The sequence below is a fragment of the Streptomyces sp. NPDC033136 genome, from assembly GCF_055578235.1.
The window spans coordinates 52,556-69,512 of sequence record NZ_JBVIPD010000033.1 but is presented as its reverse complement, the minus strand read 5'-3'; the positions used below and the strand labels follow the sequence as shown (position 1 = coordinate 69,512).

15 protein-coding genes are annotated in these 16,957 nt (G+C 73.0%); 6 read left to right on the top strand and 9 right to left on the bottom strand.

Annotated elements, in window-relative coordinates:
* Window positions 1-183: 183 nt before the first annotated feature.
* From ACZ5TL_RS36890 to ACZ5TL_RS36880, 3 genes are all read right to left on the bottom strand, one after another.
* Window positions 184-1,521, bottom strand: coding sequence for an SPFH domain-containing protein (locus ACZ5TL_RS36890; protein ID WP_468595162.1), 1,338 nt, complete (start codon window positions 1,519-1,521; stop codon window positions 184-186).
* Window positions 1,518-3,236 carry an SPFH domain-containing protein gene (locus ACZ5TL_RS36885; protein ID WP_468595161.1) on the bottom strand — a complete coding sequence of 573 codons (1,719 nt, stop codon included), beginning with the start codon at window positions 3,234-3,236 and terminating at the stop codon, window positions 1,518-1,520. Before ACZ5TL_RS36885 ends, ACZ5TL_RS36890 begins: the two co-directional genes overlap by 4 nt.
* Window positions 3,237-3,508: 272 nt before the next feature.
* Window positions 3,509-4,681 (bottom strand): thiolase C-terminal domain-containing protein, encoded by a 1,173-nt coding sequence (locus ACZ5TL_RS36880; RefSeq protein ID WP_468595160.1) that lies wholly within the window; start codon window positions 4,679-4,681, stop codon window positions 3,509-3,511.
* 112 nt (window positions 4,682-4,793) lie between these two features.
* On the opposite strand from ACZ5TL_RS36880, the gene ACZ5TL_RS36875 reads away from it, so the two are divergent.
* On the top strand, window positions 4,794-5,978 hold the full coding sequence (locus ACZ5TL_RS36875) for an acyl-CoA dehydrogenase family protein (RefSeq protein ID WP_468595159.1): 1,185 nt from the start codon (window positions 4,794-4,796) through the stop codon (window positions 5,976-5,978).
* Entirely contained in the window at window positions 5,978-6,451 is a 474-nt protein-coding gene (locus ACZ5TL_RS36870; protein ID WP_468595158.1) for a nitroreductase/quinone reductase family protein, read from the top strand. Before ACZ5TL_RS36875 ends, ACZ5TL_RS36870 begins: the two co-directional genes overlap by 1 nt.
* Window positions 6,452-6,615: 164 nt before the next feature.
* Here ACZ5TL_RS36870 and ACZ5TL_RS36865 read toward each other — a convergent pair whose 3' ends face one another.
* On the bottom strand, window positions 6,616-7,263 hold the full coding sequence (locus ACZ5TL_RS36865) for a TetR family transcriptional regulator (RefSeq protein ID WP_167345935.1): 648 nt from the start codon (window positions 7,261-7,263) through the stop codon (window positions 6,616-6,618).
* A gap of 122 nt (window positions 7,264-7,385) precedes the next feature.
* Here ACZ5TL_RS36865 and kbpA point away from each other — a divergent pair, with 122 nt between their 5' ends.
* The 3 genes from kbpA (at window position 7,386) to ACZ5TL_RS36850 (ending at window position 10,804) form a co-directional block, all read left to right on the top strand.
* Window positions 7,386-8,108, top strand: a complete 723-nt coding sequence (gene kbpA / locus ACZ5TL_RS36860) for an AfsK-binding protein KbpA (RefSeq protein WP_468595157.1) — start codon at window positions 7,386-7,388, stop codon at window positions 8,106-8,108.
* 192 nt (window positions 8,109-8,300) lie between these two features.
* On the top strand, window positions 8,301-10,676 hold the full coding sequence (gene afsK / locus ACZ5TL_RS36855; protein ID WP_468595156.1) for a protein serine/threonine kinase AfsK: 2,376 nt from the start codon (window positions 8,301-8,303) through the stop codon (window positions 10,674-10,676).
* Window positions 10,673-10,804, top strand: a complete 132-nt coding sequence (locus tag ACZ5TL_RS36850) for a hypothetical protein (protein ID WP_468595155.1) — start codon at window positions 10,673-10,675, stop codon at window positions 10,802-10,804. The genes afsK and ACZ5TL_RS36850 overlap by 4 nt, the downstream gene beginning before the upstream one ends.
* Before the next feature lie 7 nt (window positions 10,805-10,811).
* Here ACZ5TL_RS36850 and ACZ5TL_RS36845 read toward each other — a convergent pair whose 3' ends face one another.
* Genes ACZ5TL_RS36845 through ACZ5TL_RS36830 form a run of 4 tightly spaced genes read right to left on the bottom strand, consistent with a single transcriptional unit; the run spans window position 10,812 to window position 14,158 of the window.
* Window positions 10,812-11,777 carry an alpha/beta fold hydrolase gene (locus ACZ5TL_RS36845; RefSeq protein ID WP_468595154.1) on the bottom strand — a complete coding sequence of 322 codons (966 nt, stop codon included), beginning with the start codon at window positions 11,775-11,777 and terminating at the stop codon, window positions 10,812-10,814.
* 35 nt (window positions 11,778-11,812) lie between these two features.
* The gene (locus ACZ5TL_RS36840) at window positions 11,813-12,586 is read right to left on the bottom strand and encodes an enoyl-CoA hydratase/isomerase family protein (protein ID WP_468595153.1); all 774 of its coding nucleotides are present in this window, start codon (window positions 12,584-12,586) and stop codon (window positions 11,813-11,815) included.
* Window positions 12,583-12,996, bottom strand: a complete 414-nt coding sequence (locus ACZ5TL_RS36835) for a Zn-ribbon domain-containing OB-fold protein (protein ID WP_468595152.1) — start codon at window positions 12,994-12,996, stop codon at window positions 12,583-12,585. The genes ACZ5TL_RS36840 and ACZ5TL_RS36835 overlap by 4 nt, the downstream gene beginning before the upstream one ends.
* A 1-nt stretch (window position 12,997) precedes the next feature.
* Window positions 12,998-14,158, bottom strand: coding sequence for a lipid-transfer protein (locus ACZ5TL_RS36830; protein WP_468595151.1), 1,161 nt, complete (start codon window positions 14,156-14,158; stop codon window positions 12,998-13,000).
* Between the two features lie 97 nt (window positions 14,159-14,255).
* On the opposite strand from ACZ5TL_RS36830, the gene ACZ5TL_RS36825 reads away from it, so the two are divergent.
* Window positions 14,256-15,866 carry a FadD3 family acyl-CoA ligase gene (locus ACZ5TL_RS36825; protein WP_468595150.1) on the top strand — a complete coding sequence of 537 codons (1,611 nt, stop codon included), beginning with the start codon at window positions 14,256-14,258 and terminating at the stop codon, window positions 15,864-15,866.
* Here the strand turns inward: ACZ5TL_RS36825 and ACZ5TL_RS36820 are convergent.
* Window positions 15,856-16,788, bottom strand: a complete 933-nt coding sequence (locus ACZ5TL_RS36820; protein WP_468595149.1) for an SMP-30/gluconolactonase/LRE family protein — start codon at window positions 16,786-16,788, stop codon at window positions 15,856-15,858. The genes ACZ5TL_RS36825 and ACZ5TL_RS36820 overlap by 11 nt on opposite strands.
* Window positions 16,789-16,957: the final 169 nt, after the last annotated feature.

The window sequence follows — 16,957 nt, the reverse complement described above, 5'->3', positions numbered from 1 at the left end:
CGAACTGCCCCCAGCTTCAACCAGGTTGCTGCGACAACCCGGCGGTGAAGGTCTCTCACCTCACTCGATTCCATGGCGCCTCGTGGCGCACCCACCGGATACGACAAGACCGCCACCTCCTGCGAGGCAGCGGTCGGTCCGGTGTCGTTCCCGCTCCGGGCGAGGTCGCTCGGAAGGCGGACCCTAGCGTGCGTCGCCGCCCTCGCCGTCGCCGTACCGGACGTGGTCGTCGAGGCGTACCCGGTCGTCCTTCCGCGGTGCCGTCAGCTGTGGCAGCAGGTGCGCGGTGAACAGCGTGGTCAGGGCCGAGGTGTCGGTGCCCGTACCGTCCGTGCGGACGACCACCGGCTGCGGGGCCTTCCCGGCGAGCTGGGCGCCCACGTCCAGGCGCCGGCGGGCCAGTTCGTACTGGAGCACCGCCCGGTTGTCCCGGTAGGCCTTGGCCAGGGCCCGCTGGGCGCGGGCCTCGTTCTCTGCGGCGATGAGGCCGCTGCGCCCCCGCGTCTCGATCTCGAACCGGACGCGCTGCGCCTGGGTCTCCTGCTGCTCCAGCAGCTGGGCGACCTGCTCGCGAGCCCTGTTCAGCGCGGCCTTCACCTCGACGATCCGGGCGTCGCGGACCTTCTTGGCGCGCTCGATGTCCATGCCCAGGCTGTCGATGCGGCGCTTGCGGATCAGGCCCCATTCCTGGTCGTAGGCGGTGCGCTCCTTGGAGACCCGCTCGCGGGTGGCCAGGTGCTGCTGGTACTGCGTCGGCAGCTGCACGTCCGGGATGTTGGAGCCGGTGATGCGCACGCCGTAGCCGGACAGCTGGCGGTTGAGCAGTTCCTGCATGTCGGCGACGTCCGAGCCGCGCAGGTCGTAGGCGCGCTCGGTGCGCATCTTGCGGGCCCGCTGCCGGATGGCGTCCTGCACCGCGCTGGACAGCACCAGGTCGAAGTTGCCCGCGCCGATGGTGCGGACGAACATCACCGCGTCGGTGATGCGGAACTTCAGGAAGAACTCGATGGACCGCAGCGGCACGTTCTCCTGCGTCGGACAGGCCATCACGGGCGCCGAGTACGGGATCTCGGTGGCCGTGTCGACGACGAAGTCGACCCGTGACCACGGGTGCCACAGGTAGTGCCGGCCGGCGTCCAGGGTGCGGGTGACGGCCCCGTAGCGGGTCAGCACGCCGTGGGTGCCCTGCTCGATCTCGACGATCGACGAACGCCACCACCACAGGCCGCCGACCAGCAGCATGACCACGCCGGCGACGTAGCACAGGGTGCCCAGCGTGCCGTAGGCGAGATCGGCGGCGCCGTCGGAGTCCGCCTCGCGCAGCGACAGCATCACGCCGGCCAGCAGGGCGTAGACGCCGAGCCAGAGCGGCAGCATCCACCACAGGCGGCGGCGGTGGCGCGGGATGATGACCGGGATCAGCGTGTCGGCCTCGCCGCCGCGCAGCAGACGGGCGATGTCGTTCCAGGGGGCCACCGCCTCGGCGATGACCGAGCGGCGGCTCATGCGGGCGGTGCTCACTGCTGGTCCTCCTCGGACACGGCGGACGGTTCCTCCGCGGCGTGCGGTGCCGCACTCGCGGCACCGGATTCAGCCGGTGCGCCGGTCTCACCGGGCATCTGCGGCACGGTGGGCCGCTCGGCGGCCAGCAGGGCGCCGATCTCTTCCTGGCGGGCGGCGATGCGCTCGGACACCTCTCCCAGACGGCCCCGGACGGCCGCCATGTCCTCGTCCGTGAACAGTTCCGCGCCGCGCTCGCCGACCAGTTCCCGGGCCAGTTCGAGGAAGTCGATCCCGGCGCCGCCGGCGCCGTCCGCACCGCTCCCGCCGATGCGCACCAGGCGCGGCAGGTGGTCGGCGACCTGCTCCAGGGTGTCCAGCACCTGCTGCTGGTAGCGGTACTCGAGGATCTCGGGCGCCTCGGCCGCGGTGACCGCGCGGATGTCGAGGGCCTGCGCCTCCAGCAGCGCCGCGTTGGCCTTCGCCTCCGACTCGGCCTGCACGTAGCGCTGGCGGGCCGTCGCCTCGGCGCGGTTGGTCTCCCGCTCCACGGCGGTGTCCATCTGCGCCTGGTACTGGGCGATGTCGGCCTGGATCGCCGAGAGGGTCTCGTGACTGGAGGCGAGCTCCCTGGTCAGGTCGCCCTCGTCCTGCTGCTTGCGGAGCTGGAGGGCGTACTCGTGGGTGTACGCCTCCTTGGCCACGCGGACCATCTCGGGTGCGGCCAGGTCCATCCGGTAGCGCCGGTCGGACGGCTCGGCGTGCGTGATGTTGGCGTTGGTCAGCTCCACCGCGGGCCGGAACTGCTGGTTGAGCTGCTCCAGCAGGCGGCCGGTGTCCTCGCCGACCATGTCGTAGATACCGGCTGCCTCCTGCTCGTAGATCAGGCTGCGGATGGTCTCGCTGACGGCGTTGCTCAGCTTCTCCTCGAAGCCGCGCACCGCGCCCAGCGTGTAGACGAACTCAACCGGGTCACTGATCCGGAACTGGATGAACAGGTCGATGGACGCCTTGACGCCGCCCTTGGTGGGGGCCTCGCGCACGGGCGCGTTGAACGGGTACTCGCGGGTGGTGTTGACGATGTACGACACCCGCTTCCAGGGGCTCAGCAGGGTGACGCGGCCGGGGCCGACGACCTTCTCCAGCTTGCCGAACCGGGTGATCAGCGCCTGGCTGCCCTCCGGCACCATCACCAGGCCCTGCCGCCACCACACGAAGAACACGGCGAGCAGCGCGATGATCCAGTAATGCAGCCCGAACAGCGGGTTGGTGAGCGGTTCGGCGCCCACCGCCGACACGACCGCGGTTCCCACCGCGCCCAGCACCAGCAGCGACAGCACCGGAAGCATGGACAGGAAGGAGCGGCCCTTGGGCATCACCATCGGGCAGATGGCGTGCACCGGTTCGCCCTGCTCGTGCATTTGCTCGCTGCGGCCGAGGGCTTCCCCGGCCTCGTCCAGCGGCACGGTCTTCTGCCGCATGACGGTGGCGATGGACCCGCCCTGTTCCCGGGCCGCCGGGAAGTCGGCCGGGTCCATGCCCTCGCTCTCGGTCTCGTGCTGCTGCTCGTCGGCGCCGTCCTGGGAGCCCGCGTACCGGGTGTCCCTCCCCTGTCCGCCGGTGTTGCCGCGTCCGGTGCGGCGGCGCAGTTCCTCCTGCGCCGCGGCTCGTGGATCGGTGCCGGATGCGACGGCCTCGGCGACGTTGCGTAGGCCTTGAGCCCGCGTTCGTGCCACGGCTCCCCCTTCGGTTGTGGCGCTTGTCGTGCTGCCCGGGTGTCCCGAGCGTCGTGTCCTGTGTGTGGTTCAGGTCATCTCACACGACGGTTTCCGGCAAGGGTAAGGGACGCATCCTGCATGGTTACCTCTCGGTAATTGCCGGGATGCACCCCTTACGCCTGGGAGGGAAGCCCTTTCGGGCCGTGGCCTTCGCGCCGGACGCCGCATGCGAGGGCCCTGCCCACGTCCCCTCCCCGAGCCTCCTCCCCGAGCCCCCTCCCCGAGCCCCCTCACCCCGCCCCCAGCACCACCGTCCCCGACGAGCAGAACCACCCACCCGTCCCGGACGCCACCCCCAGCCGCGGCAGCCCCCCGTCGCCGCGCCGCCGCACCTGCCGTTCCCGGCCTTCCCCGCGTAACTGCCGTACCGCCTCCACCAGCAGGAACAACCCCCGCATCCCCGGATGCTGAGCCGACAGCCCGCCTCCGTCGGTGTTCACCGGGAGCCCCCCGCCCTCGACCCGCAGCCGTCCCTGCTCCACGAACGCCCCGCCCTCGCCCTTCCCGCAGAATCCGAGGTCCTCCAGCGTCACCAGGGTCATGTAGGTGAACGCGTCGTAGATTTCGGCGAAGTCCATCTCGGCCGGCCGCACTCCCGCCCGCTCGAAGGCCAGCCGCCCGCTGACCGCCGCCGGGGAGACCGTGAAGTCCGGCCACTCGGACATCGCGGCGTGCGAGACGGACTCCCCGCTCCCCAGCACCCACACCGGGGACGTACGGCAGTCCCGTACGTACTCCTCCGCCGCCAGCAGCACCGCCGCCCCGCCGTCGGAACGGACGCAGCAGTGCAGCTTGGTGAAGGGGTCGGCGATCAGGGGACCGTCCTGGACCTCGTCCACCGTGACCGGGGTGCGGAACATCGCCTCCGGGTTGAGGGCCGCGTTGGCCCGGGCCTGGACCGCCACCTGAGCCAGCTGCTCGATCGTCGTGCCGTACTCGATCATGTGGCGGCGCGCCGCCATGGCGTACTTGGCGATCAGGGTGTGGCCGTAGGGGACTTCGAACTGGAGGGGGCCGCGGGTGCCGAAGGACAGCGTCCCGGTGCGGCGGCCCGCCCTGACGTCCGCACGGGCGGTCGAGCCGTAGGCGAGCAGCACCACGCGCGCGTGCCCGGCCGCGATCGCGTCCGCGGCGTGGGCCGCCATGACCTCCCAGGTGGAGCCGCCGACGGAGGTGGAGTCGACCCAGGTGGGGCGCAGGCCCAGGTACGCGGCGACCTCCACGGGGGCCAGGGCGCCCAGGCCCGCCGAGGCGAAGCCGTCGACCAGTGACCGGTCCAGGCCCGCGTCGGCCAGGGCGCGGCGGGCCGCCTGGGCGTGCAGGGCGTACGGGGTCGCGTCGGCCATGCGGCCGCAGTCCGAGAGAGCGACGCCGACGACGGCCACTTTCCTCCGGGCAACCATGAACCTGACGGTACATCAGATGCGGCGGCCTGGGGGAACGGCAGAGCTCTGGGCATCCCGGCCCCGCCGTCCTAATATGACGCACCGTCAGATGCGGAGAGAGGTAGCCCCCATGGACGCCCGCTTCACCGCCGAACAGGACGAGATCCGCCGCACCCTGCGCGAACTGCTCCACAAGCGGTGCGGCCCCGAGGCGCTGCGGGCCGCCGTCGACACCCCCGCCGGGCACGACCCCGCCCTGTGGACCGCCCTCGCCGAACAGCTCGGCCTGCCCGGACTGGCCCTGCCCGAGGTCTACGGCGGTGTCGGCTGCTCGGTCACCGAGCTGGCCCTGGCCTGCGAGGAGACCGGCCGGGCACTCGCCCCCTCCCCGCTGCTCGCCACGGCCGTCCTCACCGCCCCCCTGCTGCTCGCCCTCGGCACCGCCGCCCAGCGGGCCGACCTGCTCCCGCGCATCGCCACCGGCGCACTCACCGCGGCCCTCGCGATACCGGGCCCCGCCCTCACCACCGCCCTCGCCCTCACCGGCCACGCCCCGCGCGGGGAGTGGGCCGGTGGCGGCCGGGCCGGGGGTGTGCAGGCCCGGCGGACCGCTGACGGCTGGCAGCTGTACGGGCAGGCCGACCAGGTCCTCGACGGGCACCGTGCCCACCTCCTCCTGGTCGCCGCGCACACCGGTGGGTTCGCCCGCTCCCGCGTGCTGCTCTTCCTCGTACGCGATGCCGCCGCCGGTCTCACCCGGGTACGCCGGACCGCGCTGGACGCCACCCGCCCGCAAGCCCGCGTCCAACTGCGCCACACACCCGCCGAGGTGCTGGGCGGCACGGACTCCGGCTCCGGAGCGCTGCCCGCCCTCGCCCGGCTCGGTGACACCGCCGCCGCCTGTCTCGCCGCCGAGGCCGTGGGGGCCGCCGCCCGGGTGCTGGAGCGGACCGTCGAGTACGTGGGGCGACGCGAGCAGTTCGGGCGGCCGGTCGGCTCCTTCCAGGCGGTCAAGCACCGGCTGGCCGACGTGTACGTCCAGGTGCAGGCGGCCCGCTCGGCGGCGTACTACGCGGCGTGGGCCGCCGCCCACGACGAGACCGTCGGCGGCCTCGCCCTGGCCCAGGCGCTCCAGGCCCTGCGCCGCGCCGCCGCCGAGGGGATCCAGCTGCACGGTGGGATCGGCTTCACCTGGGAACACGAGGCTCACCTGTATTTCAAGCGCGCCGCGGGCGACGAGCTGCTGTTCGGGCCGGTCCACCGGCTGCGGGCGCACGCGGCCGACGCGGCACACGTCTTCGAGGAGGCCGGCTGATGGCGAAGAGTGCGCGGTTCGTGCAGAAGGTGTCCTCCACCCGGGGGTTCGCGCGGGTGGCGCCGTACGTCTTCCCCGTGCTCGACCGGGCCGTGCACCGGCTCACCCGGGGAAAGGTGCTGCTCAGCGCGCAGCTCCTGCCGGGTGTGGTGCTGACCGCGACCGGGGCGAGGAGCGGGCGGCCCCGTCGTACGCCGCTGGCGTGCATGCCGGAGGACGGCGGGCGCAGCTGGATCCTCGTCGGGTCCAACTTCGGGCGGCCGGGGCACCCCGCCTGGAGCCACAACCTGCTCGCGCGTCCCGACGCCGAGATCAGCTGGAAGGGCCGGGACATCCCGGTCACGGCACGGCTGCTGGAGGGGGAGGAGCGGGCGGCGGCGTGGCAGGCGGTGCTGGCGTTCTGGCCGCCGTACGCGGCGTACCAGGCACGGGTGGAGCGGGAGATCCGGGTGTTCCGGATCGTCCGGCGGTAGCACCGGTGGCGGAACCGGCGGTAGCACCGGTGGGGGAGCGGCCGGTGGAACCGGCGGTGGAACACGGCAGGCGGCAGTCCACTCGCGTGAACCGCCGCCTGCCAGACAGGACTCGGGAAAGGTGAACTCGGGAAAGGGAAAGGGGAAAGGGCCGCTGCGACCGGCTACTTCGTCGGCTTTCTCCCGGTGACGCCCAGGTGCACCAACAGGGCGAGGTTCGGCTTCAGTTCGGCCTGCTTCACGCCCCAGGAGGAGAAACCCTTCTGGTGGGAGGCCACGGCCGCGAGCATCGCGACCAGCGACCCGGCGACGGCCGCGGGGTTCACGTCCTTGTCGACCCGGCCCTTGGCCTGGAGCTCGGCGACGGCGTCCGCGAGGGAGTTGTTCACCGAGTTGAGGATCTTCATGCGGAGCTTGTAGAAGCGTTTGTCGCCCTCGGCGGCGCCGAGATCCACGACCCGGAGGATCGCGTCGTTCTTCCGCCAGAACTCCAGGAAACCGTCGACGAGTTCCTGTGCCGTCTGCCAGCCGGCCTTGCCGGCCCAGGAGCGGCCCTCCAGGAGCTCCGTCAACGCGGCGCCCTCGGTCGCCATTTGCTCGGCGATCTCGAGGACGGCGCCCTCGACGTCCGGGAAGTACTGGTAGAAGGTGGCGGGCGAAGTGCCCGCCTTCCGGGCGACATCGATGACTTTGACGTCCCGGTACGGGGAGGAGCTGAGCATCTCGCTGAGGCAGTCGAGCAGCTTCTGCCGGGTCGCCTGCCCACGCCGGCCGGCCACGCGGCCGTCGACGGTACGCACTTGTCCTGTCATGACGTCAGCTTACCGAGGCGCCATCGGGGCGCGATTCGGCCGACTGCAAATGGGGTGCGAGAGTCCGTGCGGGCTGGTGTGCCTGGTCTGCGGGCCGGAGCCGTCGTGGTTACGTTGGCCACATGGCCGAAAACAGGGCATCGGTGTACATGGAGGGCGTCCCCTGCTGGGTGGACGCGCAGCTTCCCGACGTCGAGGCGGGCAAGCGGTTCTACGGTGAACTTTTCGGGTGGACCTTCGAGGACTGGTTCGGCCCCTTCGCGCAGGCGCTGAAGGACGGCGAACCCGTGGCCGCGCTGGTCCGCAAGATGGACGGTCGGCTGCCCAGCGTCTGGACGGTGTACTTCGCGACCCCGGACGCGACGGCCCTGGCCCGGCGCATCCGGGAGGCGGGCGGGCAGATCGTCTCGGCGCCGGTGCCGGCGGGCGAGCTCGGCGTCACCGCGCTCGTCACCGACCCGGAGGGAGCGGTCTTCGCCCTGTGGGAGCCGGACGGGCACCCCGGCTTCGGCAAGCGGCACGAGCCGGGCACCTTCGCCTGGGCCGAGCTGTACGCCCGGGACACCGGGACGGCCAACACCTTCTACGGGGACCTCTTCCGGGAGGCCCTGTTCGGGCCGGACGCCGAGCCCGACTTCGGCCGCGCGCCAGTCTCCGACGTCTTCCCGGCCGAGATGCCGCCGCACTTCCTCGTCCACTTCGCCGTCGAGGACGTACCGGCTGCGCTGGAGGACGTCGTCCGGCTGGGCGGCCGGGTCCAGGTCCCGCCTTTCGGGACCTCGTACGGCACGGTCGCCGTCGTCACGGACAATCAGGGGGCGTCCTTCGCGCTGCTGCACCGCTGAGCAGGCTGTGTTTGGTCTGCATTTGGCCGTCTGTGGGGCCGGACATCCGAATTGTCACCGGGTTCGCCACCACGGCTCCGGCCAGGAAGAATCAGGGTGCGTGCCGCCATGGCGGTGCGGTGGTGAGACGCTGCACGGGGTCGCGTGGAACATGTGGCTTGGCGCGGCTCGTACGGGGAGGTGGCAGGCAGAGTGGTGGATCAGCTGACGCAGCACGATCCGCGGCGGATCGGGCCGTTCGAGGTGCTGGGGCGGCTGGGTGCCGGCGGCATGGGGCTGGTCTATCTCGCGCGCTCGGCGTCCGGCCGGCGCGTGGCGATCAAGACCGTCCGGACGGAGCTGGCCGAGGACCAGCTGTTCCGGGTCCGCTTCACGCGCGAGGTGGAGGCGGCCCGCGCCGTCTCCGGCTTCTACACGGCCGCCGTCGTGGACGCCGACCCGCGCGCCGCCGTGCCGTGGCTGGCCACCGCGTACGTCCCCGCGCCCTCCCTCGAGGAGATAGTGAACGACTGCGGGCCGCTCCCGGCCCAGGCGGTGCGCTGGCTGGCCGCGGGCGTGGCCGAGGCGCTCCAGTCGATCCACGGCGCCGGGCTCGTGCACCGGGACCTCAAGCCGTCGAACGTCCTCGTCGTGGAGGACGGCCCCCGGGTGATCGACTTCGGTATCGCGTCAGGTGTGTCGAACACGCGTTTGACGATGACGAACGTCGCCGTCGGCACGCCCGCCTACATGTCCCCCGAACAGGCCAAGGACTCCCGCAGCGTCACGGGCGCGAGCGACGTCTTCTCCCTCGGCTCCATGCTGGTCTTCGCCGCCACCGGGCACCCGCCCTTCCACGGCGCCAACCCGGTCGAGACCGTCTTCATGCTGCTGCGCGAGGGCCCGGACCTCGAAGGGCTCCCGGACGAGCTGCGTCCGCTCATCGAGTCCTGCATGCAGATGGACCCCACGGCCCGCCCCAACCCGGCCGACCTCCAGGCCCAGCTCGCCCCGCACCTCTTCGGTTCCGGCTCCGACGACAGCGGCACGGCCTCCGCCTGGCTGCCCGAGCGGGCCGTCGGCCTGATCGAGTCCCGCCGCAACGGCCGCCCGGCCGGCAAGCCCGCCCCCGGCGCCGGACGCGGCGGCGGACGCCCCGCCCCGGGCCCGGCCCCGGGCCCCGCCCCCATCCCGCCCCCGCCCTCGCACGACCCCGTCGTCCCGGCGCCCGTACCCGCGCCTGCCGGTGGCCCCGACACCGGCCCCGTCCGGCTGGCCGGGGCCCAGGTGCCCATCGGCCCGGGCCCGCGCGTCGCCGACGTCCGTGCCGCCGCCGTCAAGGCACCCCCTCCGGAGGCCGCCCTCGCCGCCTCCTGGTCCAAGCCCCGCCCCGGCGTCAACGGCGCGGACCCCGCGGTCGCCGCGCCCCCGGCCCCGGCCGCGCCGCCCGAGCAGCCCGGCGGCTGGCGCCCCTGGCGTTTCCGCATGTCCAACGACGTCTGGGGCACGCCCTCCGTCGACGGCGACCTGGTCTACGTCACCTCCTTCGAGGTGCACGCCCTGGACGTCGCCACCGGCCGCCGCCGCTTCAAGACCCGGGACGTCGCCTGGTCCATGGCGGTCGCGGACGGCCGTATCCACGCCTCCGACGGGCCGACCCTGTTCGCGCTGGACGCGCGTGAGGGCGGCGACCTGTGGCGGCTGCAGACGGACGCCTGGGTCTACTCGCTCAAGGCCGGCCGCGGCACCGTCGTCACCGGCACCCGCGGCGGCGGCGTCCAGGGCTGGGAGGCCTCCAGCGGCCAGAAGCTCTGGGAGATCACCGGCTGCCAGAGCGACTTCGAGTCCCCCGAGGCCGGACCCGCCCTGCACGACGGCACGGTCTACGTGTGGCAGGACGCCCGGCTGCGCGCCCTGGACGCCCGCACCGGCGACGAGCGCTGGTCCTACCCGATCGGCGACGCCGCCTCCTGCGGCGGCGTCCCGGTCCGGATCGCCCAGGCGAGTGACGGCTACGTGTACGTCTGCGCCGGCACCCGCGTTCTCGCCCTCGACGTGGCCGCCGGGCACGTGAAGTGGCACTTCGAGGCCCCGGCCGTCTTCCTCTCCCCGCCCGCCTTCGTCCCGGGCCCGGCCGTCGCCGGAGGCGGCGTCTACCTGGCCGACTACCTCGGCACGGTCTACGCCCTCGACGCCACCGACGGCCGCGACCGCTGGCGCATCGCCACCGAGTCTCGCGCCTCCGTCGAGCCCGTCCTGGTCGCCGCCGGCCACGTCCACGTGGGCAGCGGCAAGGGCCTCTACACCCTCGACGCGGTCACCGGCACGCCCAAGTGGCGCTTCCAGGCGGGCGGCGACATCGTGGGCGCCCCCTCGGTGGCCGAGGGCCGTATCCACTTCGGCTCGAGCGACCACCTGCTCTACACCCTGAAGGCCGACGACGGCCGGCTGCGCTGGAAGCTCGCCACCGGCGGCGAGATCACCGGCTCCCCGGTCGTCCGGGACGGGGTGGTGTACGCGTGCAGCAAGGACCGCTGCGTGTACGCGCTGGACGCGGAGAAGGGCACGGGCACGGCGCGCACCGCGTGACGCGCCCGGGACGGCCGCCGTACCGGCCCGCGGAAGGGCTGGTGAGCCGCGTCGAGGCGGGCGGCTCGGGCCGGGTGGACCCGGCCGGCCTCCACGAGGCCGGCCGCCGGGCCCTCGTCGACGGCTGACGGCGGGTCAGCCGCGCAGCTCCGTCAGGAAGCCGAGCAGTTCCTTGTTCACCTCGTCGGGCCGCTCCTGCTGCGTCCAGTGGCCGCAGCCCGCCAGCACGACCGGCTTCCGGCGCAGGTTCGGCATCAACTCGGGCAGCTTCTCGATCAGTTCGGGCGTGCCCGGGAAGGCCGGGACCAGGTCCCGGTCGCCGTACAGGTACAGCGCGGGCGGGGACACCACCGCGTCCTGCCAGGGGGCGGTCAGCTCCCAGTTGCGGTCCAGGTTGCGGTACCAGTTGAGCGCCCCGGTGAAGCCCGGCGCGAAGCTCTCGGTGAGCAGGTCGAGGTCCTCCTCGGTGAGCCACGGGGGCAGCACCTCGGGGTTCGGCGCGTCCGCCAGCCAGCCGCGCTCCAGGTCCACCAGGGCCTGCTCGGCACGCCCGGCGCCGGGCGCGTCACCGGAGGTGGAGTACAGCAGCTTGCGCAGGGCCGTGCGGGGGTCGGCGGCGAACTCGGCGTCCGCGACGCCGGGCCGCTCGAAGTAGTTCCAGTAGAACCGCCCGCCGAACCGCTCCCGCATGCTCTCCAGCGGGGGCCGGCTCCCGCGGAACGGCGGCGGCACGCTCAGCCCAGCCACCCCCCGCACCACGTCCGGCCGCAGCAGCGCGGTGTGCCAGGCGACCGGCGCCCCCCAGTCGTGCCCGACGACGAACGCCCGCTCCTCGCCCAGCGCGTGGATCAGCCCGATCACGTCGCCCACCAGGTGGAGGATGCTGTAGGCGGCCACGTCCTCGGGGTGGTCGCTGCCGCCGTACCCGCGCTGGTCGGGGGCGACCACCCGGAAACCGGCCTCGGCCAGCGGCCCGAACTGGTGCCGCCAGGAGTGCCAGGACTCCGGGAAACCGTGCAGCAGCACCACGAGCGGGCCCTCGCCCTGCTCCGCGATGTGCAGCCGAATGCCGTTCACCTCGATGATCCGATGCTCAACCACGCGACGAGCATACGCGTGTACGGGTAAACGATTCCCTAACGCAAGCGGTACTCCCGCCGCCGCTCCCCGAAGAGCCGGGCCTGCCGCTCGCCCTCCGCGTTCCCGAGCGCGATGAGGTGCGGCGCCTGCGCGAACCCCTGGGCCCGCCCGGCCCCGCTCGCGGCCCACAACGCCCTGACGGTGCCCTGCACGGCCTCCGTCGGGCACCCGGCGATGACAGCGGCGCACGCCACGGCCGCCGGCACCGCCTCGCCCTCCGCCACGACCTCCGACACCAGCCCGGTCTCGTACGCCCGCCGCGCCGAGATCCGCTCCGCCGTCCCCATCAGCATCATCCGCGCGACCTCCCCGTACGGCATGCGCTGCGCCATGAGGACGGACTCGTAGGCGCTGACCATGCCGTAGGTGGTGTGCGGATCGAAGAAGCAGGCGGTTGCGTCGGCAATCACGAACTCCGCCTCCCCCAGCAGGTAGAAGGCCCCTGCGCAGGCCATCCCGCGCACGGCGGCGACGACCGGCTTCCACAGGTCGTTCGCCTTGGGGCCGACGCCGAGCAGCGGATCGTCCTGCGCGTAGGGCGAGTTCGGCTGCGGCACGACGGTGTCCCGGTCGATGCCGGTGCAGAAGGCGCGCTCGCCGGCCCCGGTGAGGACGACCGCCCGCACGGAGTCGTCGAACCGCAACGCGCCCCAGACGGAGGCCAGCTCGTCGGCCATGGCGAGGTCGATGGCGTTGAGCCGCTCGGGCCGGTTCAGCGTCACCACGGCGACCCCGCTGTTCTGGTCGGCCTGGACGAGCACACCGCTCATGACCGCTCCAGGACCCACTGGGGAAGGCCGTCGTGGAAGACGGCCCGCACCCGGGCGCCGATGCGCGGACGGTCCGCCGGCGGGGAGCCGAGAGGCTCCCCGGCCCCGGCGACCAGGTTGCCCACCAGCCGGATGCGAGGCGCCTCGTCCAGTTCGACGACGACCACGTTGTACGGCGCCCGCTCCGCGTAGCCGGGCAGCAGCGGCGGATGGGCGACGACGTACGACCAGACCCGGCCGCCGCCGGAGACCCGGCGCCACTCGCTCTCGAAGGACTGGCAGTGCGGGCAGCAGGGCCGGGGCGGGAAGCGGAGCTCGCCGCAGCCGGCGCAGGCCTGGACGCGCAGTTCGCCCTGCCGGGCGTACTCCCAGAAGGGGGCGCCGTCGGTGTCGGTGACCGGACGCAGCATCTCAACTCCTCAGCAGCAGGGCGGAGGTCGGCACACCTTCACCGGCCGTGACCAGACAGGTGGAGGCGCCCGGTACCTGTGCGGTACTGGTCCCGCGCAACTGCTTCACCCCTTCGGTGATGAGGTTGAAGCCATGGACGTACGCCTCGGACAGCCCGCCCCCGCCGGTGTTCACGGGCAGCGGTCCCCCGATCTCCAGCGCCCCGCCCTCGGTGAACGCCCCGCCCTCGCCGCGCCCGCAGAAGCCGTAGCCCTCCAGGGAGAGGAGGACGAGGGGCGTGAAGGCGTCGTAGATCTGGGCGACGTCCACGTCCCGAGGTGCCAGGTCGGAGTGCTTCCACAGGTGCCGGGCGGCGGTCCAGGCCGGACCGGTGAGGGGGTCGTCGTTCCAGTAGTTGACCATGCCGTGGTGCTGGGCGGGGAGCGACTGGGCGGCGGAGTGGACGTAGACCGGTGTGCGCCGGCAGTCCCGGGCCCGCTCGGCGGACACGACCACGCAGGCCAGGGCCCCGTCCGTCTCCAGGCAGTTGTCGAAGAGGCAGAGGGGCTCGCTGATCCAGCGGGACGTCATGTACGTCTCGCGGGTCAGGGGACGGTCGTACATGATCGCCGCGGGGTTCTGGTTGGCGCGGTTGCGGCAGGCCAGGGCGACCTGGAACAGGTGGTCCCGGGTGGCGCCGTACTCGTGCATGTAGCGACGGGTGAGCATGGCGATCTCGTCGACGGGCCTGAGCAGCCCGAACGGCCGGGTCCACTGGGCCGGGGTCGGGAGCTGGACGGCGGTGCTGGTCCACGGCCGGGGCCCGCTGCCCCGTTTGCGCGACCGCCAGGCGACCCCGACACTCGCCTGGCCGCTCGCGACGGCGGCGGCGAGATGCGCGACGGTCGCGCACGAACCCCCGCCCCCGAAGCCGACTTTGCTGAAGAAGGTGAGGTCCCCGAAGCCGCAGGCCTTCGCCAGCTCGACCTCGTCCGTCTCCTCCATGGTGTAGGAGGCGAGGGCGTCGACCTCGCCGGGCGCGATCCCGGCGTCGTCGAGGGCGGCCAGCACGGCACGGCAGGCGAGGGTGCGTTCGTCCTCGGGGAGCCGCTTGGCGAAGGGCGTCTGGCCTATGCCGACGATGGCGGTGGCGTCCTTGAGGCCTGCCGGTCCTGCTGCCATGCTGCGCGCACCTCCGGGCCCGAACGGTCGCTGACAGGCCGTCAGATTACAGCTAATCTGACGGGTAGTCAGCTCCGATGTCCTCGGGAGGCGCGCGGTGCGAGCGGATACGGCAGGGGAGAGCGTTCCGGACCTGGTCAGGACGGCGGCCGAGCGGTACGCGGATGTCGAGGCGGTCGTCGAGGGCCGTACCCGCGTCTCCTACGCGGAGTTGGGTGCCCGGGTGGACCGCGCGGCGGCGGCCTGCCTGGCGAACGGTCTCGCACCGGGCGACCGGGCCGCCGTCTGGGCGCCGAACACCCTCGACTGGATCGTCGGCGCCCTGGGCGCGGTCTCGGCGGGCGCCGTCCTCGTGCCGCTGAACACCCGCTTCAAGGGCGCCGAGGCGGCGGACGTCCTGCGCCGCAGCGGAGCCCGGCTGCTGTTCGTGACGGGCACGTTCCTCGGCACGTCCTACGTGGCGTCCCTGCGCAGGGCGGCGGGGGAGGGCCCGGGCCGGGGCCCCCTGCCCGGCCTCCCGGCCCTGGAACACGCGGTGGTCCTCTCGGGGGACGCCCCGGCCGGCTTCCTCACCTGGAAGGACTTCCTGGCGAGCGGGGAGGGGGTCGGGCCGGCCGAGGTGCGCGCGGCGGCGGACGCGGTCGACGGCTCCCTGCCCTCCGACCTCATCTTCACCTCGGGGACGACGGGCCGCCCCAAGGGCGCGGTCATCACCCACGCCCAGACGGTGCGCGCCTACGACATCTGGAGCGACCTGGCGGGCCTCCACCAGGGCGACCGCTACCTCATCGTCAACCCCTTCTTCCACACCTTCGGTTACAAGGCCGGGGTGATCGCCTGCCTGATGCGGGGCGCGACGATGATCCCGCAGCCGGTGTTCAACGTGAACACGGTCCTGGCCAACCTCGCGGCGGAACGCGTCTCGGTCCTGCCCGGCCCTCCAACCCTCCTCCAGTCCCTGCTGGACCATCCGGCGCGGGACGCGCACGACCTGTCGGCGCTGAGGCTGGTGGTGACGGGAGCGGCGGTCGTGCCCCTGCGGCTGGTGGAACGCCTGCGCGGCGAACTCGGCGTCGGCACGGTCCTCACGGCGTACGGACTCTCCGAAGCGGGCGGCGTCGTCACGATGTGCCGGCGCGGCGACGACCCGGCGGTGATCGCGTCGACGTCGGGCCGGGCCATCCCCGGCACGGAGGTGCGGGTCGGGGACGCCCAGGGCCGGCCCCTGGAACCCGGGGTGCCGGGGGAGGTGCTGGTGCGCGGCTTCAACGTCATGACCGGCTACCACGAGGACGAGCAGGCCACCGCCGAGGTCCTGACCCCGGACGGCTGGCTGCGCACGGGCGACGTCGGCGTCCTGGACCCCGCGGGCAACCTGCGCATCACCGACCGCCTCAAGGACATGTTCATCGTCGGCGGCTTCAACGCCTACCCCGCGGAGATAGAGCAGCTCCTGGGCCTCCACCCGGACGTGGCGGACGTGGCGGTGATCGGCGTCCCGGACGCCCGGCTCGGCGAGGTCGGCAAGGCGTACGTGGTGCGGCGCCCGGGTGCCCTGCTGACCGCCGACGACCTGATCGCCTGGTCCCGCCGGGAGATGGCCAACTACAAGGTCCCCCGGGCGGTGGAGTTCGTGGCCGAACTGCCGCGCAACGCGAGCGGGAAGGTGCTGAAAGGGGCGCTGCGCGACGGCAGCCTCACGGGCTGACGGCCGGCAGGGCCGGGGTCCCGGTCACGGACATCATCAGGGAGTAGAGGGTGGTGTCGGCGGCGATGAAGAGGCGGTTGCGCCGGGCGCCGCCGAACCGGATGTTGGCGACGGTGCCGGGGACCAGGACGCGGCCGAGCAGCGTGCCGTCGGGGTCGTAACAGTGCACGCCCCCGTGCAGGGCGGCGGCCCAGAGCCGCCCCCGGTCGTCGAACCGGATGTTGTCGAAGTTGCCGTTCCCGCTCCCGCACGCGACGAAGACGTCACCCCCGTCGAGGCCGCCGTCCTCGCGGACGTCGAAGACGCGGATGTGGTTGGCCACGCTGTCGGACACGTACAGCCGCCGCTCGTCGGGCGAGAAGACCAGCCCGTTGGGCCCCTGGAACCCGTCGGCGACCAGCCGCACCTCGCCGCTCGCGGGGTCGACGCGGTAGACGTTCCGGGCGCCGATCTCACTGACTCCCCGGTGGCCCTCGTAGTCGGTGGCGAGCCCGAACTCGGGATCGGAGAACCACACCGACCCGTCCGACCTCACGACGGCGTCGTTCGGACTGTTGAGCCGCTTGCCCCGGTACCGCTCGGCGATCACGGTGACGGACCCGTCGTGCTCGGTCCGGGTCACCCGCCGGTTCCCCTGCTCACAGGTGACGAGCCGTCCCTGGCCGTCCAGGGTGTTGCCGTTCGGGTACCCGGCCGGTGACCGGAAGACCCCGACGGCCCCGGTGGTCTCGTCCCACCGCAGCAGCCGGTCGTTCGGGATGTCGCTCCACAGCAGGTACCGCCCGCCGGGCACGTACACCGGCCCCTCGGCCCACCGGCAGCCCTCGAACAACACCTCCAGCTTCGAGTCCCCGGCCTGGCACCTGCCGGACCGGAAGCGCTCATCGAGCGTCTCGTACAACTCGGGGTGCTCGCCGGGCATGCCGCCGCCTTTCGGGATCGGGCCTGCTGCTGATCTTCAGGATCCCACTATGACGGGCCCCGCCCTGCCGCGCACAGCGCACGGCCCCCACGACGACGGCGCCCACGGCGACGGCGCCCACGACGACGGCCCTCACGACGACGGCGCCCACGATGACGGCCCTCATGAC